Origin of the sequence: Thalassococcus halodurans, from assembly GCF_900108225.1 — a bacterium.
Lineage (GTDB): Bacteria > Pseudomonadota > Alphaproteobacteria > Rhodobacterales > Rhodobacteraceae > Thalassococcus > Thalassococcus halodurans.
This window is the reverse complement of record NZ_FNUZ01000006.1, coordinates 167538-187205: the sequence shown is the minus strand read 5'-3', so window position 1 is coordinate 187205 and position 19668 is coordinate 167538. Positions and strand designations below refer to the sequence as shown.

Annotated in this window: 20 protein-coding genes; 15 read left to right on the top strand and 5 right to left on the bottom strand. The window is 59.4% G+C overall.

Features of this window, described 5'->3' with window-relative positions; genetic code table 11:
• Position 1: 1 nt before the first annotated feature.
• The 4 genes from C4S59_RS16780 to C4S59_RS16765 are packed head-to-tail and all read left to right on the top strand — an operon-like array spanning position 2 to position 3569.
• Positions 2 to 919, top strand: a complete 918-nt coding sequence (locus tag C4S59_RS16780; RefSeq protein ID WP_103911583.1) for a c-type cytochrome — start codon at positions 2 to 4, stop codon at positions 917 to 919.
• Between the two features lie 43 nt (positions 920 to 962).
• A complete protein-coding gene (locus C4S59_RS16775) occupies positions 963 to 2357 on the top strand; it encodes a multicopper oxidase family protein (RefSeq protein WP_103911582.1) in 1395 nt (464 codons plus the stop codon).
• Positions 2354 to 2836: a c-type cytochrome gene (locus C4S59_RS16770; protein WP_007803408.1), complete on the top strand. Its 483-nt coding sequence runs from the start codon at positions 2354 to 2356 to the stop codon at positions 2834 to 2836. The genes C4S59_RS16775 and C4S59_RS16770 overlap by 4 nt, the downstream gene beginning before the upstream one ends.
• 1 nt (position 2837) lies before the next feature.
• Positions 2838 to 3569 (top strand): DsbA family protein, encoded by a 732-nt coding sequence (locus C4S59_RS16765; RefSeq protein ID WP_009807488.1) that lies wholly within the window; start codon positions 2838 to 2840, stop codon positions 3567 to 3569.
• Positions 3570 to 3611: 42 nt separating this feature from the next.
• On the opposite strand, the gene C4S59_RS16760 is transcribed toward C4S59_RS16765, so the two are convergent.
• Positions 3612 to 3812: a heavy-metal-associated domain-containing protein gene (locus tag C4S59_RS16760; RefSeq protein ID WP_007803412.1), complete on the bottom strand. Its 201-nt coding sequence runs from the start codon at positions 3810 to 3812 to the stop codon at positions 3612 to 3614.
• Positions 3813 to 3964: 152 nt separating this feature from the next.
• On the opposite strand from C4S59_RS16760, the gene C4S59_RS16755 reads away from it, so the two are divergent.
• Both C4S59_RS16755 and cueR read left to right on the top strand, forming a co-directional pair.
• Entirely contained in the window at positions 3965 to 6475 is a 2511-nt protein-coding gene (locus C4S59_RS16755) for a heavy metal translocating P-type ATPase (protein ID WP_040182674.1), read from the top strand.
• A 12-nt stretch (positions 6476 to 6487) separates the two neighbouring features.
• Entirely contained in the window at positions 6488 to 6886 is a 399-nt protein-coding gene (cueR, locus tag C4S59_RS16750; protein WP_007803416.1) for a Cu(I)-responsive transcriptional regulator, read from the top strand.
• 21 nt (positions 6887 to 6907) lie between these two features.
• On the opposite strand, the gene C4S59_RS16745 is transcribed toward cueR, so the two are convergent.
• Entirely contained in the window at positions 6908 to 7672 is a 765-nt protein-coding gene (locus C4S59_RS16745) for a MauE/DoxX family redox-associated membrane protein (protein WP_012187037.1), read from the bottom strand.
• 12 nt (positions 7673 to 7684) lie between these two features.
• Complete coding sequence (locus tag C4S59_RS16740; RefSeq protein ID WP_012187184.1) at positions 7685 to 8521, bottom strand: DUF305 domain-containing protein; 837 nt, start codon at positions 8519 to 8521, stop codon at positions 7685 to 7687.
• A 179-nt stretch (positions 8522 to 8700) separates the two neighbouring features.
• On the opposite strand from C4S59_RS16740, the gene C4S59_RS19870 reads away from it, so the two are divergent.
• From C4S59_RS19870 to C4S59_RS16720, 4 genes are all read left to right on the top strand, one after another.
• The gene (locus C4S59_RS19870) at positions 8701 to 9282 is read left to right on the top strand and encodes a L,D-transpeptidase (RefSeq protein WP_012187183.1); all 582 of its coding nucleotides are present in this window, start codon (positions 8701 to 8703) and stop codon (positions 9280 to 9282) included.
• Between the two features lie 125 nt (positions 9283 to 9407).
• Positions 9408 to 10670 carry a multicopper oxidase family protein gene (locus C4S59_RS16730; RefSeq protein ID WP_007803424.1) on the top strand — a complete coding sequence of 421 codons (1263 nt, stop codon included), beginning with the start codon at positions 9408 to 9410 and terminating at the stop codon, positions 10668 to 10670.
• Between the two features lie 113 nt (positions 10671 to 10783).
• Positions 10784 to 11296, top strand: a complete 513-nt coding sequence (locus C4S59_RS16725; RefSeq protein ID WP_456119751.1) for a disulfide bond formation protein B — start codon at positions 10784 to 10786, stop codon at positions 11294 to 11296.
• Positions 11297 to 11338: 42 nt separating this feature from the next.
• Complete coding sequence (locus tag C4S59_RS16720; RefSeq protein ID WP_012187180.1) at positions 11339 to 12004, top strand: L,D-transpeptidase; 666 nt, start codon at positions 11339 to 11341, stop codon at positions 12002 to 12004.
• 76 nt (positions 12005 to 12080) lie between these two features.
• Here the strand turns inward: C4S59_RS16720 and C4S59_RS19925 are convergent, their stop codons facing one another.
• The gene (locus C4S59_RS19925) at positions 12081 to 12638 is read right to left on the bottom strand and encodes a hypothetical protein (protein WP_012187179.1); all 558 of its coding nucleotides are present in this window, start codon (positions 12636 to 12638) and stop codon (positions 12081 to 12083) included.
• 397 nt (positions 12639 to 13035) lie between these two features.
• On the opposite strand from C4S59_RS19925, the gene C4S59_RS16710 reads away from it, so the two are divergent.
• The 5 genes from C4S59_RS16710 to C4S59_RS16690 all read left to right on the top strand — a co-directional run bounded on the left by C4S59_RS16710 (position 13036) and on the right by C4S59_RS16690 (position 18990).
• On the top strand, positions 13036 to 13647 hold the full coding sequence (locus C4S59_RS16710; protein WP_228069711.1) for an EF-hand domain-containing protein: 612 nt from the start codon (positions 13036 to 13038) through the stop codon (positions 13645 to 13647).
• Between the two features lie 141 nt (positions 13648 to 13788).
• Positions 13789 to 14175 carry a DUF302 domain-containing protein gene (locus C4S59_RS16705; protein ID WP_103911580.1) on the top strand — a complete coding sequence of 129 codons (387 nt, stop codon included), beginning with the start codon at positions 13789 to 13791 and terminating at the stop codon, positions 14173 to 14175.
• A 96-nt stretch (positions 14176 to 14271) separates the two neighbouring features.
• Positions 14272 to 15192 (top strand): prolipoprotein diacylglyceryl transferase, encoded by a 921-nt coding sequence (lgt, locus tag C4S59_RS16700; RefSeq protein WP_103911579.1) that lies wholly within the window; start codon positions 14272 to 14274, stop codon positions 15190 to 15192.
• Positions 15193 to 15327: 135 nt separating this feature from the next.
• The gene (locus C4S59_RS16695; RefSeq protein ID WP_407703078.1) at positions 15328 to 17616 is read left to right on the top strand and encodes a copper-transporting P-type ATPase; all 2289 of its coding nucleotides are present in this window, start codon (positions 15328 to 15330) and stop codon (positions 17614 to 17616) included.
• 48 nt (positions 17617 to 17664) lie between these two features.
• A complete protein-coding gene (locus tag C4S59_RS16690) occupies positions 17665 to 18990 on the top strand; it encodes an APC family permease (RefSeq protein ID WP_103911578.1) in 1326 nt (441 codons plus the stop codon).
• Positions 18991 to 18997: 7 nt separating this feature from the next.
• Here C4S59_RS16690 and C4S59_RS16685 read toward each other — a convergent pair whose 3' ends face one another.
• A complete protein-coding gene (locus C4S59_RS16685) occupies positions 18998 to 19642 on the bottom strand; it encodes a hypothetical protein (protein WP_103911577.1) in 645 nt (214 codons plus the stop codon).
• Positions 19643 to 19668: the final 26 nt, after the last annotated feature.

Genomic DNA, 19668 nt, shown 5'->3' with positions numbered 1-19668 from the left:
CATGCGCCGGTTCTTGACACTCGTCAGCGGGGCCGCCGTGCTGGGCGCGGCCAGCCTCGGCGTCGTGATTGCATGGCCTGTCGGCAGTGCAGTGACTCCGATTGCAATAGAGGGCAATGTCGACCGGGGCGCATATCTGGCGCGCGCCAGTGGGTGCATTGCCTGTCATACCAATTTTGAAGCGGGCGGCGCACCACTTGCCGGAGGGGCGCCGCTCGAAACCCCGTTCGGAACGTTCTACCCGCCCAACCTGACGACAGACCCGGAACATGGCATGGGCGAATGGACGGCAGAACAGTTCGCAAAAGCCGTGCGGCAAGGCATCGGCCCCGATGGAACGCCGTACTATCCGTCTTTCCCGTACACCTTCTATGCGGATTTTTCTGATCAGGATATCGCTGACCTCTGGGCGGCGTTTCAAACCGTGCCGCCCGTGGACGAGCCTGCACCAGAAAATGATGTCAGCTTCCCATTCGACCAACGATGGGGGCTGAAGCTCTGGCGAGCGGCGTTCTTCTACGATCCGGATACCGAACCGATTGAAGGGCGAAGCGACGCATGGAATCGCGGACGGGAATTGGTGCGCGGTGCGGCACATTGCGGAGCCTGCCATACGCCGCGCAATCTTGCGGGAGGCCGCGATATCGGTGCTTCCTTTGCAGGCAACGCCCAGCTTCCCGGTGGCAGCAAGGCCCCCGCGATACGGCCAAAAGACCTGGCCAAAAATGACTGGACGGTTTCAAACCTCGCTTATGCGCTCCAGACCGGCATCACCCCTTCGGGCGATGCGTTCGGCGGCAGCATGGCGGAAGTCGTTCGCGACGGAACTCGGTTTCTGACACCTGCCGATCGCGAAGCGATGGCGCTTTTCCTACTGAACAAGGACACGGTCGAGGCGGAGAACTCCGCTTCGAACTAACATCACGCGGGGGCGACACGCCCCCGCTTTCTCGAGGATCGAAATGAAACAAACACGTAGGGATTTCTTGCGCAATGCAACTCTGGCGGCCTGTGCGGCCGCCATCCCGCGGTCGGCTTATGCCGCAACCCCGTTCGAGGACGTGGTTACCAAGGTTGCGCGTCGACAACTTCTTCCGGACACCTACCCGGAAACAGAGATCTGGGGCTATGACGGTCTTGTTCCGGCCCCGGAAATCCGGGTTGCACAAGGCGATCGGGTGCGTCGCAGGTTCCGCAACGAGGTACCCGATCCCAGTTCGGTTCACTGGCACGGAATCCGGATCGATAACGCGATGGATGGCGTTTCAGGACTGACCCAGAAAGCCGTGGCACCAGGTGAAACCTTTGACTACGACTTCGTCGTACCGGACGCGGGCACCTATTGGTATCACGCGCATAATCGCTCATACGAGCAAGTCGCGCGTGGTTTGCGCGGTGCCTTGATCGTCGAAGAGGTCGATGGACCGGACATCGACCGCGAGGAAGTCATCGTTCTGGAGGACTGGTTGCTCGACCCTGAGAGCGGGCAGCTGTTCGACAATTTCGAACAGCCTATGATGATGAGCCACGGTGGACGCATCGGCAACTTTATCACGACCAATGGGCGCTATGACCTGACCTTGCCCGCGAAGCGCAACGAACGCATTCGCTTGCGGATCATCAACGCAGCAAGCGCTCGAATTTTCCCGCTGAGGCTCTCTGGATTCAGTGGCTGGACGGTGGCCGTGGATGGAATGCCAACCGGCCAACCCCAGTCGGTTGACGGCGAGTTGATCCTCGGCCCGGCACAGCGCGTCGACTTAATTGTGGATGTGACCGAAGGCGAAGGCGGCACCGCCCAATTGCTTCGCATCGGCGATGATGATCAACTGACCCCGTTGGTGAGTTTTCTGGTCAACGGCACAGCCAGTTCAGTACCAAGAGGCAAGCCACTGCCGTTGCCGCCGAACCCCGCGGCACACGCCCCGGACCTTGCCGATGCGCGTGATTTGCGACTGGTCATGTCCGGCGGGGCAATGGGGCGAATGCAGTCCGCATTGCTTGGCGGGGAACGTCTTGGATTCCGTCAGCTTGCCCAAGCGGGCAAATTCTGGGCCCTGAATGATGTCGCCGAAATGACCTACACGCCACTGGCCGATCTATCCCTGAACGAGCCGGTGCGCCTGAAGATCGAGAACCAGACCGTTTTCCCACATGCGATGCACCTGCACGGGATGCATTTCCGCGAGCTGCGCCCCGGCGGCGCGTTCGGGCCGATGCGGGACACGATCCTGTTGGCCGGCAACGAGTCCCGGGAGATCGCCTTTACGGCAGACAATCCCGGCAAGTGGCTGTTCCATTGCCACATGCTCAGCCACGCCGCATCTGGCATGACAACCTGGATACGGGTCACATGAGATATCTCGTTTGGTCCCTTCCGATCACTGTCGCAGCAGCCGCCTTCACGTATTGGCTCTCGACCAGTGCATCCTCGGATGTCGGCAGCGCGTCCAGGGCGGAGAGCTACGACATCGAAGAAGGCGCGTTGCTCTACGCAGAAAACTGTGCGTCTTGTCATGGCGCGGGTCTGGAAGGCCAGCCGGAATGGCGAACGCCCGGCGCGGATGGGCGCCTGCCAGCACCACCACATGATGAGACGGGTCACACCTGGCATCATCCTGACAGCCTGCTCTTCGATTACACAAAACTGGGGGGTGCGGCGCTTCTGGCGCGTCAGGGCGTCGAATTCGACAGTGGCATGCCCGGTTTCGCAGACGTGCTGACCGACCAGCAAATTCACAACATCCTGGCCTTCATCCGGTCCACCTGGCCAGACCGCATCCGCGAAGTCCAGGCCGCGCGGACAGAAGCCGACGAACAACGGGGAGAGAACTAAAATGCGTTTCAGACAAGCCTTCACGACGGTCGCGATAGCTGCCTTGCTTCCGATACCGGCACTCGCGGACGAACTGTCAGAGTCCCGGGTCAAGGAACTTGTGCTCGAGGCAATCCGCGAGAACCCGGAGATTGTCATGGAGGCCGTGGCGATCCTCGAACAAAGGCAGGCGCAAGCGCAGGAGCTCAGTCAGGCCCAAGTTCTGAATGACCAGCGCGATCTGATCGAGAACGATCCGAATGCGCCGGTTCTCGGCAACCTGGAAGGGGACGTCACTGTTGTGGAATTTTTCGACTACAACTGTCCCTATTGTCGGCGGGTCAAACCCGAGGTGCGGGCTTTGATCGAAGACGATCCCAACATTCGCCTCGTCTATCGTGAATGGCCCATTCTCGGAGACGGATCGGTGTTTGCCGCGAAAGCGGCCTTGGCAGCGCGCAAGCAGGACAAATACGAAGAGTTTCACTGGGCAATGATGGGGCTGGAAGGCCGCGCGGAAGAGGCCTCCGTGCTGCGCGTGGCCGAGGAGATCGGCCTGGATATCGCGCAGTTGCGCAAGGACATGGAGGCCCCCGAGGTCGAAGAGCACATTGCGACCTCCATGCAACTGACCCAAGCTCTGGGCTTTAACGGCACGCCGTCTTTCGTGATCGGGGATGCGCTGGTCCCGGGCTTCGTCGAAAAGGCGCAGCTTGCCGACTTGGTCGAGGAAGCCCGCAAAGTCGAAGACTGAAATTCTGTGCCCGGACCACCCTTGGGTGGTCCAGGCACTGCATCAAGCGGCCGCAGGTTCCACGTTGTAGCCCGCATCCCGAATGATCGCTTGGACCTGATCGGCTGGTAACACGCTGTCGACATGCACCTGTCGGGCAGAAAGGTCACATTCTACGCCTGCATTCGGATCTGCGCTCTTCACCGCGCTTTCGATTGCTGCGGTGCAATGCCCACAGCTCATGTCCGGAACGCTGAACTTCATCGGAACCACTCCTTGATCTGATTTCTATCGGTGACATGGGGCTTCCCCCCGCTGGAAGGTCAAGTGAAGAAATTTATTTGGCGCCCTCCCATTGACCCTCCAGTAACTGGAAGCCTCATATTCCACTTCGAATGGAAAAACAGGTGACACATATGCCCGAACCCAAACAGATCAGCCTGCCGATCGAAGGCATGTCATGCGCGTCCTGCGTTGGCAGGGTCGATCGCGCATTGAATGCAATCGACGGCGTAGAGGATGTGTCGGTGAACCTTGCCTCGGAAACTGCTCGCATGAGCGTGGACGCGCTCAAGCGCATTCCCGACATCATCGAATCCCTTCGCGAGCTGGGCTACCCCGCGCGGAAGGCCAGGGCCGAACTCACGATTGCAGCGATGTCCTGTGCCTCTTGCGTCGGGCGGGTCGATAAGGCGCTTGCCGCGGTGCCCGGGGTGGTCGAGGTGAACGTCAACCTCGCCTCAGAGACGGCGACGGTCGTTTACGTCGAAGGTCTTGTCACGACATCCGATCTGATCGAATCAAGCGGCGCGGCAGGGTATCCAGCAACCGTGGCAACGGCCCAGGCCGGTGACGACAGAGTTGCGCGCAAGGAGGAAGAGGCTCAGGCGCTTGCCAAACGGGTCACCTTTGCGGCCATCCTCGCCTTGCCGGTCTTCCTGATCGAAATGGGTGGCCACGTCATTCCGGCCGTTCATATGCTGATCGAGACCACGATTGGCCAGCAGACGAGTTGGCTTCTTCAGTTCGTGCTGACGACAATCGTTCTCTTCGGCCCGGGCCGGACGTTTTACACCAAGGGTTTCCCGGCCTTGTTCCGGGGTGCCCCCGACATGAACAGCCTCGTCGCGGTCGGCACCGGGGCGGCTTACCTTTATTCCGTGGTTGCGACATTCGTACCGTCGGTCCTGCCTGACACGCTGCGCACCGTCTATTTCGAGGCGGCAGCGGTCATCGTCGTTCTGATCCTTCTGGGGCGGTTTCTTGAAGCGCGCGCCAAGGGGAGAACGGGCGCGGCCATCCAGAAGCTATTAGGGCTTCAGGCGCGGACTGCACGCGTGATGCGGGACGGAGAAAGCGTCGAGATCGAGATCGATGCGCTGGTTCAGGGTGACATCGTCATCGTGCGCCCTGGTGAACGCATCGCGGTCGATGGCGAGGTCATCGAGGGGACCAGCCGCGTCGACGAAAGCATGCTGACAGGCGAGCCGATCCCCGCTGAAAAAGGTGCCGGAGATACGGTGACCGGCGGGACGGTCAACGGCGCCGGAAGCCTACAGTTCCTCGCCACGCGGGTCGGCGCCGACACGACCCTGGCGCAGATTATTCGCATGGTCGAAGAGGCCCAGGGCGCCAAACTGCCGATCCAGGGATTGGTCGACCGGATCACCTTGTGGTTCGTGCCTGCCGTGATGGCGATCGCGGCGGCGACCGTGCTGGTCTGGCTGTTTTTCGGGCCTGATCCGGCCCTGACGATGGCGCTGGTCGCCGGTGTGTCGGTGCTCATCATCGCGTGCCCCTGCGCGATGGGGCTTGCGACGCCGACCTCGATCATGGTCGGGACGGGACGTGCTGCGGAAATGGGTGTCCTGTTCCGTAAAGGTGACGCCTTGCAGCAACTTGATTCCGTTGATGTGGTCGCCCTCGACAAAACAGGCACGGTGACCGAGGGGCGACCCGCACTGACTGACCTTGTGCTGGCGGAAGGGTTCGATCGCCCAACAACGCTCTCGAAGATCGCTGCCGTGGAGTCGCTCTCCGAGCATCCTGTCGCGGACGCCATCGTGCGGGCCGCGCGGGCCGAGGGCGCACCTCTTGTGGCGGCCGAAGGCTTTCAATCGGTCACAGGTTACGGCGTGCGCGCCGTGGTCGAAGACGTGGAGGTGTTGGTTGGGGCCGACCGCTACATGGCGCGCGAAGGCATTGACGTCTCGGCATTGGCTCCAGAGGAAACGAAGATCGCAAGCAAGGGTCGCACGGCGCTTTACGCTGCCATAGATGGGCGTGTCGCCGCCGTGATCGGCGTGGCCGATCCGGTCAAACCGGCAAGCCGCGCAGCCATCGCAGCGCTGCACGAAAAGGGTCTTGCGGTTGCGATGATCACCGGCGACAAACGCGAAACCGCCGAAGCCATCGCCCGCGAAACCGGTATCGACCACGTCATCGCCGGCGTCCTGCCGGACGGCAAGGTTGCGGCGCTCGACAGTTTGCGCCAAGGGAACAAGCGCATCGCCTTTGTCGGCGACGGGATCAACGACGCCCCGGCGCTGGCGCATGCCGATGTGGGCATCGCCATTGGAACCGGCACCGATGTGGCCATCGAATCTGCGGATGTCGTCCTGATGTCGGGCGATTTGCGCGGCGTGGTGAACGCCTTCGAAGTATCGCGGCGGACCATGCGCAACATCCGGCAGAACCTGTTCTGGGCCTTTGCCTACAACGTGGCACTTATTCCGGTCGCTGCCGGGGTGCTTTATCCCGCCTTTGGGTTGCTCCTGTCACCAATCCTTGCGGCGGGTGCGATGGCGTTGTCCTCGGTGTTTGTCCTGACCAATGCCCTGCGGCTGCGGCGCATCGCGCCTGCGATGGACGAGCAGCGCGCAATCCCGGCAGAGCTGGCAGCCGCCACTCCTGCTCCAGCAGAATAACGGAGGTTCGACATGAACATCGGAGACGTTGCCCGACAATCGGGTGTGCCCCCAAAAACAATCCGCTACTACGAGGACATCGGGCTGATCCGCCCGAACCGTAGCGAGAACGGCTACCGCGCGTTCACCGAGAGCCACATTCACAAGCTGGCGTTTCTGGGTCGCGCACGGGCCTTGGGGTTCACCATCGAAGATTGCAGGACGCTCCTGTCGCTCTACGAGGATGAAAACCGCGAAAGCATGCAAGTGAAGGCGGTTGCGGAAGACCATCTGCGCCAGATCGAGGAAAAGATCGCGAAACTGCAATCCATGCGCGCGACGCTCGCCGAACTGGTGGAAAAATGTGCCGGGGATCACCGGCCCGACTGCCCCATCATCGAGGATCTGTCGCCGGAGCGGTTGGCCAAGTGACAGGCAAGAAGGGGCTGTACCTCAGAACCAGATCGCGCGGACCGGCATCCAGATACCCATGAAGATCATCATCAGGTTTTCCGTCAGCGAAATGAACCCCAGCGGGACGGAACTGTCACCGCCGACGCAGGCGCATTTCAGCTCTCTCTTGTCGATATAAACAGCCTTGAACACGCTGACAGCGCCGACCGTGCCGATAAACAGGGCGACAGGCGCCGAGAGCCACAGCAGCGCGCCGGCAGTCATCAGGACACCTGCCAACGCTTCGCCGAACGGGTAGACCTTGCCGTATCGCACCCATTTGCGCGCCAGCAGATCGTAGTTGAGGAACATCGTCGAAAACCCTTCGACATCCTGCAATTTCTGGATCGCGAGAATGGTCATGGACAGCGAAATGAACCATTCGAACCCCCGCAAGGTAAGGACCGACCCGTACTGGTGCCAAGACAGGCCCAATGCCAACAGCGCGGCAACGGAAAAGATCGCGATGACCGGCTGGTAGGTCGTGTCGCTTTGCTCTTCCTCGGGTGGGTCAATGTCGAAAAACACCCTGAGATCATCGTAACCGCCGATCCGTTCGTCCCCGATGAAAGTCTGCGGCGTCGTCTCGACCCCGTGCTTCTCCATGAAAGCATCGGTGTCTTCACGGGTGTCAAGCGGATGGTCTTCCACCTCGAAGCCTTGCCGCTCCAGCAGGTCTTTCGATTTCAGACCGTAGGGGCAGACATGGCCCGGCATGACCATGCGATAAAGCTGCGCGGATTTACTGTCTGTGTCGCGGGGCATGTCCTTTCCTCCTTATCCGCTGCACGTAAGTTGACCACGGAACCCGGCTTCGTAGTCGGTTCCCGCGCTGACGATCAGATCGGTCAGGTCACCGTTCGTCTCTGCGATCTCGGCCGACAGCGGGCCTTCAGAAAATGCATTTTCGCCCTGCGCATTCAGGCGCACCAGATCACCGCTGATCTTCATTGCGGCGGCAGACCCTTCGCCGGTTTCACCAGTCACCAGTACAGCCGGACTGTCCGAGGTGTAAGCAAAGCGGCAATTTCCGCCATTCGGGAACACCGCAGCGATTTCGTCTTCCGTCAGAAACTCAGGATCGACCTTCGACACGACCTCCGTTTGAAGCGCCTGTTGCGCATCCACAACCTGCGCCGGCGTTTCGCTTCGCGTGGCCGATGCTTCGCCGTTTGCTCCAATGTCAGCAATAAGGTAGCGCATTTCGGCGATTTCCTTGTCCTGCGCATAGATAATGTCGTCTGCGAGCCCCCGGACGCGCGGGTCGGTGATCTCGGCACGAGTCGACGTCATGATGGCGATCGAGTGGTGCGGGATCATGGCGCGCATGTAGGACCTGTCCTGCACCGTGAATTGTCCGCGAACCAGCCAGAGGCTCGCCGCGAAAAGGACTATTGCGCCAACGAAAATCGCGATGTTGGCTTTGGTGTTCTGATACATGGACAACATGTACGCCAACATGATCACGGCCATGGTCGCCCCCATCAGGATGGCCATGTAAAGGCGTGTCTCCGAAAAGAAGATATGGCCCCAAAGATAGGTGTTCAGGTACATCAGAACGAACATGACCACGGTCGATGTTCCGATCATCATAAAGAATCGTGAGTAGTGCATTTCCAGTCACCTCCTTGCAGTTCTCTGTAAAACAACAACATTCCAGCGCTGGAGAGTTCCAAAAGCACGAATTTTCGTAGTTTCAAGGCAACAAAGGCGCGTCGTTTGCCCCGGTTCACGGCTTCTTTTCTTTGCCCCTGACGCGCACTGAATTTTCATGGGTCCGAGGAGATCGCGCCATGCAGAATTTCACGAGACGAGAATTGATTTGTGCCGGAGCGATGGGTTGCTTTCTGCCCACAACTGCCTGGGCCCACAAAGTCAAATTGCCCGAACGGTTCGAACCACAATTGGTAAACACCCGTCGTGGTGACTGGGTTAAAGGCGATGTCCACGTCGTTCCCGACGATTTTTTCCTTTATTTCATGCTCGAGGACGGGATGGCGATCCGCTACGGGGTCGGGGTAGGGCGCAAAGGTTTGTACGAACCCGGAGAGTTCACGGTAGCGCGCAAGGCCAAATGGCCATGGTGGCGGCCAACGAACGCCATGATCCGGCGCGAGCCACGCAAATACGCAAAGTACAAGGATGGACTGAAAGGCGGGCCAAACAACCCGCTCGGGGCCCGCGCGCTCTATCTCTACGATGCCGAGGGACGCGATACCTATCTTCGCATTCATGGAACGAACGCCCCGGAGACAATTGGGTCTGCCGTGTCGAATGGATGCGCGCGGTTGACGAATGAACATGTGAAGGATCTGTACGAACGCGTTGAAATCGGCGCCCGCGTCTTCCTGTATCCCAAAGTGACAACGGCGTGAGGAGTGTTCTGTCGCCTTGAAGTTCCTCTTCCGGAAATGGCACAAGTGCGGCAGTTGGCGAAAGCCAGTCTATCATTCATGAGGTGACGGAATTGTCTTTGAGCCGGAGGTCTTTCCTTGGCGGGATGACCGTTGCGCTGGCTGGTACCCGCTTGCCAGCAGCGACACACGAGTTGATCCTCGCGCCCCAATCGATCAAGGCGCACCTTGCTGGGTACGACGTGTCGATGTTGGGCTTCAACGGTGGTCTGCCGGGCCCAGAAGTCAGAATGCGACAAGGACAAACCGCCCGCATTACCCTCGATAACCGATTGGAGGAGGGCGCTCTCGTTCACTGGCATGGGTTGCGGGTTCCAAATCGGATGGATGGTGTCAACGTCCTCACTCAGGATGTGGTCATTCCGGGCGACTCGTATCGTTATCAATTCGGCGTCCCGGATGCCGGCACGTATTGGTATCACTCGCATTACCTGTCTTACGATCAGGTCAGCCGCGGTCTTTTCGGCGCCTTCATCGTCGAGGAGCAAAATGCGCCGGCTGTCGACCATGACATCGTTGTTCAGTTCTTCGATGTCTTGCTGGATCAGTCCGGGCAGTACGACGAAGCGTTCAACCCGGCCCACTTCGCAACCGAGGGCCGTATCGGCAATACGGTCACGGCACTTGTTTTCAATGGAACCGGCAAGACTGTGAAACGAGGCGACCGTCTGCGACTGCGTCTCATAAATCCCTCTATCGACAGGGTGTACCGTGTCGGCCTGGATGGTTTGATAGGCAAGATCGTTGCACTGGATGGCATGCCTCTGGCGCATCCTCGGACGCTCGAACCGATCCTTCTCGCTCCGGGGCAAAGATGCGATGTGATTGGTGATGCGACCGGGCCTATTAGATTCGACGACAGCTTTGGAGAACAGACGTTGAGCCTTGGCGAAATCGCTGTTTCCGGTTCCCGTGAGCCCGCGAAAGCGCCCATCACCGCATTGCCCGCCAACCGAATGCCCGCCCCGAAAGACCCCGGCCAAACCGCGGAGCTGGTGCTCCAGGGAGGTGCGGGAAGCGCGTCCCACAACGGCACAGGGACATGGGCGCTCAATGACGTATCCGGCCTGCCTCGAAGGCCTTTCCTATCCGCCGCGCAGGGGACGACCGCGCGCATTTCGATCCGCAACGAAACCGGGTTCCCACACGTCATGCATCTGCATGGCCACCATTTCTGGGAACTCGATGCGGCGGGTGAAGCCGGTCCATACCGGGACTCGACCTATCTGGATACCGGCGAGACGCGGGATATTCTCGTCGTCCTGGACAATCCGGGATCCTGGATGCTGCATTGCCACATGTTGAGCCATCAAGCCGACGGTATGGCAACGTGGATCAGAGTCGGCTGAGGGTCGCGACGGATACATACCGTTACAAATCTCTGAATGATAACAGGCCTTCTGCCGTTTACGTAACCTGACAAGCGAGAAACAGGTCCATCGATTGCCAACGGGAGCGTTCATTGACCCTGACACCAAAATCTCTCGGCATGACTGCGGCGGCAGGATCAGCCGCCTTGCTGTTAGGGGCCTTCGTTTTCCAGGCTCTTGGCTACGCGCCTTGCGCAATGTGCATCTGGCAACGCTACCCACACGCAATCGCCATTGGAATGGGCGCTATGTTGCTCTTTGCTCTGCCGATCCTGCCAATCCTGATAATCGGTGCCCTGTCGGCACTCAGCACATCCGCGTTGGGAGTGTTTCATACCGGGGTCGAGCGCGGCTGGTGGGAGGGACCGACTTCTTGCACAGGATCCGGCGTCGATGTCTCCCAAATGTCGGTATCGGAATTACTGCCCTCTGCCAGTTCAAGTGCTTCGACCCTTGTTCTGTGCGATGAGGTTGTCTGGGAATTTCTGACGTTGTCCATGGCCAGTTGGAACGCGATCCTAAGCGGTGTCCTTGCTTGCCTCTGGTTGGTCGCGATCGCAAGACATCAAAAGGTTCGGTGGCATGGGGTCGCGGACGTTTCTTGAATCGTCCCGCATTCATCGAAAACAAACAAAGGGCTTCGCTTCATGGTTACAAGACGACACTTCCTTGCACTTTCCGGCTCGCTGTTTTCAGCGTCTCTGAGTTCGCCAGCATTCGCTAAGACCTGGCCGTCAACAGCCGAAAAAGCAGCTTGGGATGCGCAGATCACGCCCGCCAACTATGACCCGGCAACAACCAACCCATGGGGGCTGCATCCCAGGCTGCTGCCGCAACGCGTTTTGGCGAATGACGGTTTGCGCCCGGGTGACATTCACGTCGATGCGATCGCGCGCTATCTGTACCATATCGAGGAAGGTGGCACCGCGATGCGATACGGGGTGGCGATTGCCAAGGGCGATCTCTATGAACCCGGCACCTATACGATCCGCCGAAAGGTCGAATGGCCGCACTGGACGCCAACGCAGTCAATGATCGAACGCGATCCGGAGGCTTACGAGCGGTTTGCCGACGGTATGGAGCCCGGCCCCAACAATGCCTTGGGCAGCAGGGCTTTGTATCTATTCGTCGGAGATCGGGATACGTACCTTCGAATTCACGGAACGCCGAGCCCTCGCAGCATTGGCGGCCGGGCCAGTTCGGGATGCGTGCGCATGGTGATGGCCCACATCAATGATCTCTATCCGAATGTCGCTGTCGGATCGACGGCGTTCCTTTACTCGGCCGAAGACAGCGTTACCGCTCGAAGCTAACCTATTGCATCTTTGGCTCACACGCCGAGGACTGCGTCGTGCAGGGACATCTTCCAATGAATTGTTGGACGAACACTCACGGCTGTGTCGCAAGTGAACTTTCGAACTGTGCGATCGCTACGGATTTGTCGTCCTCATCGTTCTCGAACAGCTTTGTGGTTCGCACGCCCGGCAACTTGCCAAAATCCGCCATCAGGCGCTTTGGAAAAAATGTGCGTCCGATGGATTCAAATCCTGGTAATTGTCTGAGTACCGCGGAGGTACTGGCACTACAAAAACCGGAAGCGGCTGGGCCGCTGGCAATTGCAAGGCGCAAAGCCTGCTCCGCGACTTCGGGAGACACATCGATCTCTTGTATGACGACATGGTAAGTCTCGCGAGCATGAGCCCGCGCATAAAAATCGGCCACTTGTGGAGTAATGCCATAAAGCACATCTCCCCGTTCCGGTACAGCGCTCAGCCGGACCGTTCCTGCCGGATCGAAGATAACACGCTGCGACCCATTAATCATGACGCTGCTATGCGCACCCGCCCCGGACCTGTTGTTGATCATGGTGTACAACGTCAGCGCGGCCGGTCCATCGTGACGGTAGGATGCGCTACTGATGACTTCGGCTGAAGCATCCGGGCGCATGTCGTTTCCTGCACCGCACCCCGCCAAAATTACCAAGGTTAGAACTGAGAAAATGCGGTTCAAAAAGAGCACCCTGCAGCCTCCTGCCATGGGTTGAATGATTGAATTTTCGGGATATTCAGGGCCTCTAGCAATCTCGACATCAACTCTTCCGGATTTCACCTCTACCGAAACATGGGTTCGGTTTCGGTTGGTATACGGATCCTCGACACCTTTTTTTCTGGATATCGCATGTTTCAGATGAAGAGGAGCGTTCGCCCCGAATTGATTTGTCGCAATTTGTAACAGACCCCGCCTTTGTGACCTCGCGATACAAAACACCGGCTCGCGTGGCATTCCGCATCTGCAGGTGCCCCCCATATGCTGGGTATCGCAACACTGACACGAGGTGATCGAAATGAAACGCAACACTTTACTCGCTGCAATGACCCTGGCTGCAACCGCCCTTGGCGGTGCCGCATTCGCGGACGCCAACCACGGGCGTGGGGGACAATTTGGCGCCCAGAGCGGACCAGGCATGATGCAGAACGGTGGTCCCGGTATGATGGGGAACATGGGCGGAATGATGGACATGATGAAGCGCATGCACGGAAACATGATGGGCGCAGGCATGATGGGCGCAGGCATGGGCAGTGGTATGATGAGCCCAGGCATGGCTGGCGGCATGATGCAAATGTTCGACACTGATGGAGACGGAACAACGACGCCGGAAGAAATGCGCACGCAGCTGGAGGCCAAGCTTTCCGAGTTTGACAGCGACGGGGATGGAAGCCTCTCGATTACTGAATTTGAAGCTCTCCACAGCGCGATGATCCGCGAAATGATGGTGGATCGCTTCCAACACCTCGATGCCGATGGCGACGGCGCGGTGACGCCGGAAGAGATGGCCGCTCCGGCCGATAGGATGGAACGGATGCAGATGATTCGGTCGAACATGGCAGATGACGCGCCCGTGCGGCCCGGCAATGGCCAGGGCATGGGCGACGGCACCATGATGCAGGACAACTGAGTCGTGGCGTGCCGGTTCTTTTACCGGCACCCTTTCTCGAAGCGCCAAAACCATACGCCGGTGGGACATTGAACCCAACAGCGGCATGAGGCGTTCAGCCTCCGTAGGCAGACAGTTTTAGAAACGGAAAGGAAACAACCCATGTCATATACCCATGATCGCGTCTTGAAAGATACCACTATCGATGACGCGGAGATGCGCGTCCGAGACGCTCTGTCAGACAAGGGATTCGGCGTTCTGACCGAGATCGACGTCAAGGCGACGATGAAAAACAAGCTGGATGTGGATATGCCAGCCTACCGCATCCTGGGGGCCTGTAATCCGGGCATGGCGCACAAAGCCATCGAGATCGAGCCTCGTATCGGCGCGATGCTCCCGTGCAACGTGATCCTGCGGCAAGTGGACGGCGGTACCGAAATCAGCGCCGTCGATCCTGTCGCTTCGATGCAGGCGGTACAGAACGAAGACCTGGCCGCGGTCGCCGGCGAAGTCCGCGATCTACTCCGGGACGCCCTCGACGCCGCGTGATGGGGATTGGATATCCTATCTCCGATTGAGCACCTTTGGCATTGCTCGATCAATGCCATTTGAACCCACATCTGTCTTTTATTAGGAACTCACCCAGTGTTGCCAGCGGCTTTGCCATTTCCGGACATCGGAACCGACCTCTTCTCCTTCGACATCGGGGGGGTCACATTTGCACTCCGCTGGTACGCGCTAGCCTATATCTTCGGTATCCTGATTGGCTGGCGCATTTGTTTGAGTGCCATAAGCCGTCCAGCGCTCTGGACGTCAGCTGGACCGCCGCTTGACCGAACGCAGATCGAAGATCTTCTGACGTGGATTATCATCGGCGTGATTGCTGGCGGGCGTCTGGGCTTTGTATTGTTCTACCAGCCCGCATATTATCTCGCCAATCCCTTGGAAATTCTGATGGTCTGGCAAGGCGGCATGTCTTTCCACGGGGGGTTCGCGGGAGTTGTCATCGCGGCCTTGCTGTTCTGCCTTAGACAGAACGCGTCATTGCTCAGCACTGGCGACTTGCTGGCTTTGGCAACACCACCAGGCTTGTTTCTTGGAAGGCTGGCGAACTTCACCAACAATGAGTTGTGGGGGCGTCCAACGGACGTTCCCTGGGCGGTGATCTTTCCCGGCGAAGTCGCGCAGGCCTGCCCAGGGGTTAGCGGCCTCTGCGCCCGACACCCGTCCCAGCTGTACGAGGCGGTATTGGAGGGGCTCATTCTTGGAATACTGCTCATTTATCTCGCTTGGGGCCGGGGCTGGCTGAAAATGCCCGGTGCCTTGGCTGGCGTGTTTCTGACCGGCTATGGTCTTGCCCGAAGTTTCGTCGAGATGTTCCGGCAACCGGACCAACAATTTGTAACGGCGGACAACCCGATTGGCCATGCGTTTCATTTTGGTGAGTGGGGTTTGACGATGGGCCAGTTGCTCTCCATGCCGATGGTGTTGGTCGGGCTGGCGTTGATGGTGTTCGCCAGGCGGGTATGGGGCCGGAAAGCGCCACCCCGCAGAGCCGCAATGTAATCTCCATACTGATCTCTCTTGACCTTCCTGTGGATGGAAGCCTTAGGCAAGAGAAGCATTCTCGGAAAGGACCGCAAAATGAGCACCCCCGACAGTTCTCAAACCACAGCAGCTTCTTCGGTATTCGTTTGCCCCATGCACCCTGAGGTGCGGCAGGACGAGCCCGGCAATTGTCCGAAATGCGGGATGCACCTCGTGCCGGAATCGGAGCTCGAGGTCCATTCAGCACATGATCATCACGAACACCACGCGGGTGCCACGCCGGCCGATGGCCGATATGATCTGGTTCCTACAGGACATGATGGTCCCATTTTCACCTGCCCGATGCACCCTCAGGTGCGGCAGCCTGATCCGGGCGCGTGTCCGATCTGTGGTATGGGATTGGAACTGGAATCCGGTGTGCCGGGCGATGAAGGTCCAAATCCCGAACTGGTGGATTTCACACGGCGGTTCTGGGTCGGCACAGTCCTGACGATCCCGCTCCTTGTCCTCACGATGGGGCCATTCGTCGGTTTCCCCGCAGTCCGGACTTTTTTTGGCGAAAGCACCACACAATGGATCGAATTGATCCTGGCAACGCCAGTGGTCTTGTGGTGCGGCTGGCCGTTTCTGGAACGCGGATGGATTTCGTTCCGCACATTGAACCTCAACATGTTCTCCCTGATCGGCATGGGCGTTCTTGCCGCCTGGCTCTTCAGCGTCGTTGCCGTTCTCGCACCGGACATATTCCCTGATGGGTTCCGAGACTCCGAAGGCCATGTCGGCGTCTATTTCGAGGCGGCGGCGGTGATCGTGACGCTGGTGCTGCTCGGCCAGGTGATGGAATTGCGCGCACGTGAAGGAACCGGTAAGGCGATCCGTGCGCTTCTCGACATGGCCGCCAAGACCGCGCGGGTCATGCGGGACGATGGCTCCGAGGAGGAGATTCCGCTGGAGGACGTACAGGTCGGCGACCGTCTGCGCGTGCGGCCCGGCGATAAAGTGCCTGTCGATGGCGTGGTTCTGGACGGCCGGTCCTCGATCGACGAAAGCATGATCTCCGGTGAACCTGTGCCGGTCGAGAAGACCGAAGGCGACCCGGTAACTGGTGCGACGATCAACGGCACTGGCAGTCTGGTGATGGAGGCGACGCGTGTCGGGTCCGACACGATGCTGGCTCAAATTGTCGAGATGGTGTCGAACGCGCAGCGCTCGCGCGCCCCGATCCAGAAATACGCCGACAAGGTGGCGGGATATTTCGTTCCGGCCGTCATCGGTATCGCGGTCCTGTCCTTCATCGCCTGGGCGATCTGGGGGCCCGCGCCTGCGCTTTCCTACGCATTGATTTCGGCGGTGGCGGTTTTGATCATCGCCTGTCCCTGTGCGCTTGGCCTGGCGACACCGATGTCGATCATGACGGCGACGGGACGGGGGGCTCAGGCCGGGGTGCTGATCAAGAACGCCGAGGCGCTGGAGCGGTTCGAGAAAGTCGATACCCTGATCGTCGACAAGACCGGCACGTTGACCGAAGGCAAACCGCGGCTTGTCGACGTACTCCCGCAACCCGGCCACGACGAAGCCGAAGTCCTGCGTCTCGCCGCATCGCTTGAGCGCGGATCGGAGCACCCTCTCGCCGAAGCGATCGTCAGGGGCGCGGAGGCGCGTAACGTCACGATGGCCGATGCCGACGACTTCGAGGCGGTTACCGGCAAGGGCGTAAAGGGGGTCGTAGACGGCAAGGCCGTCGCCCTCGGCAATCTGGCGATGATCCGCGAATTGGGGCTTGAGGCAGGCGACCTGACCGCCAAGGCCAACGCCCGCCGCGACGAAGGCGAGACGGTGATGTTCGTGGTGCTGGACAGTGAGATCGCCGGTCTTGTCGGTGTCGCCGACCCGGTGAAGGAAACGACGCCCGTAGCCATCAAGGACCTGCACGAGCTGGGATTCCGGGTCATAATGGCAACCGGCGACAATGAACGCACGGCCAAGGCCATCGGCGCGCGGCTCGGCATCGACGAGATCCGGGCCGACGTTCTGCCGGAGGACAAGGCGCGGATCATCAAGGAATTGCAGGCCGAGGGCCGCAAGGTCGCCATGGCCGGGGATGGCGTCAACGACGCCCCCGCGCTCGCGCAGGCCGATGTCGGCATCGCGATGGGCACCGGCGCAGATGTGGCCATCGAAAGCGCGGGCATCACGCTGGTCAAGGGCAACCTCGACGGTATCGTGCGCGCGCGGCGGCTGGCTCGGGCCACTATGCGCAACATCCGCCAGAATCTGTTCTTCGCGCTGATCTACAATGCCTCCGGAGTGCCGGTCGCGGCGGGAGTTCTGTTTCCCTTCTTTGGCATCCTCATCAGTCCGATGTTTGCTGCCTTCGCCATGAGCGCGTCGTCAATCTCGGTGGTGCTCAATTCGCTGCGCCTTCGCGGCGTTCGTATCTAGAAGCGCGCAACAGCGTTCGGACGAACCAAAATTAAAAGGGGATCATTTATGCAGAGCGATCAAGACACGTACCGCGAAGGTTCCATAAGTCTGGGCGGAGCCATTGCGATGGGAACAGGCGTGATGATCGGCGCCGGAATCTTTGCGTTGACGGGGCAAATCGCGCAGCTCGCCGGCCCTCTATTCCCGCTTGCATTCATCGCCGGCGCGGTCGTCACAAGCTTCAGCGCCTACAGCTATATCAGGATGTCGAACAAATGGCCTTCCTCGGGTGGCATCGCCATGATCCTGCAAAAATGCTATGGCCCCGGAGCCATCGCAGGCGGGGCCGCGTTGCTGATGGCGCTCAGCATGGTGATCGCGGAAAGCCTCGTCGCGCGAACCTTCGCCACCTATGTCCTGCGCCCTTTCGATATCGAAGGTGGCCCACTGGTCCCCGCTCTGGCCGTGGCCGTGATCATTTTCGCCTTTTTGGTGAACATCGCCGGAAACCGCTCGGTCCGGCTGTTCTCGCTGATCATGGCAGCGATCAAGATCGGAGGCATAGCTCTGTTCGGCATCGCGGCCCTGTGGTCCAGTGGTTTTGCGTTCGCCGCGGCCTCCGAGACGCTTCAATCCTACGGGCTCACCGGGTTCATCGCCTCTACGGCGCTGGCCATCCTCGCCTTCAAAGGGTTCACAACGATCACAAACAGCGGGGCCGAGATCACCGAACCCAACCGCAACGTTGGGCGAGCGATCATGTTCTCGATCGGAATCTGCGTCGTCGTTTACCTGTTGGTCGCCTTCGGGGTCGGTTCGAGTCTGACGATCGAGGAGATCATTTCGGCGCGGGACTATTCACTGGCACAAGCGGCGCAGCCCGCCCTTGGACAAACCGGCTTCATATTGACGGTGATCCTGGCCGCTGTCGCAACCGCATCGGGCGTTCTGGCCAGCGTCTTCGCGGTGTCGCGTATGCTGGCGATGTTGACCGACATGGAAATGATCCCGCACAGCCACTTCGGTATGTCCGGCCCAATCCAACGCCACACGCTGGTCTATACCGTTGTCATCGCATCAGCGCTGGCCGTGCTTTTCGACCTGGGCCGAATCGCATCCCTCGGTGCTTTCTTCTACCTAGTCATGGACATGATCATACATTGGGGCGTGTTCCGCTATCGTCGAACAGACGTCGGCGCCTCCGGTATCGTGCTTTTGACTGCCCTGTCGCTCGATGTAGTTGTATTGGCAGCTTTCACCGTGATGAAGCTTCAAAGCGACCCGATGATCGTTCTCTACGCCGCTGTCGGAATGATCGCTGTCTTCGCCTTCGAGCGTGTTTACTTGTCGCGGTGGGTGGCACCGCAAGTCGCACACGCCCACGGTGATTAGCCTGCCATCACTTGGCCTGAAGAGATGCGATGGCTTGTGCGCCGATCGTGATCAGCCCGACCGACAAGGCAAACGCAGCCAAGGCAAGCAACATCACGCCCGTGTTCATGGGAAAGCGACGACAAATCGGTCCAAGAAAGTTCGACCGCCCGAGAGCCGAAACGTAGAGCGGCAACGCGCTAATCATGGTCGCATAGAGGTAAACGCCGGAGATGTTCTCGAAAAACGCCGAACGCGCAAGAGTCGGGGACACGACCGCCAAGGCGGTTGAACGATTGCCACCGAATGACCCGAACCAGTCGGCAGATAAAACGTAGATAAGCGCGTGGAGGCCTAGAAAGAGAAGGGCTCTGAGCAAGACATCGACCAGCACGAAAAACGCCGTGTCTCTTGGGCCGGCCTTTGGATGTTTTGTAATGGCGAACAGGAAAAAACTGACATAGTTGACGGCAAACACTACGAGCAAACCGTTGGTCGCAACCTGCCTTAGAAAGCGCATGAGTGCCGGTCCGCCGGCAGCAAGAGCCTGAGCAAAGCCCGGAGCCAGTAAGACATAGAGAAACAGGACTGGCAGTAATGCAGCGAAGCTGACCAGCAGGACATTCCTAACAAACTGAGCCGCGGGCATACTGATAGAGAAAAATCTATCCATTGAAATAGCCTGCCATGTGGGCACCA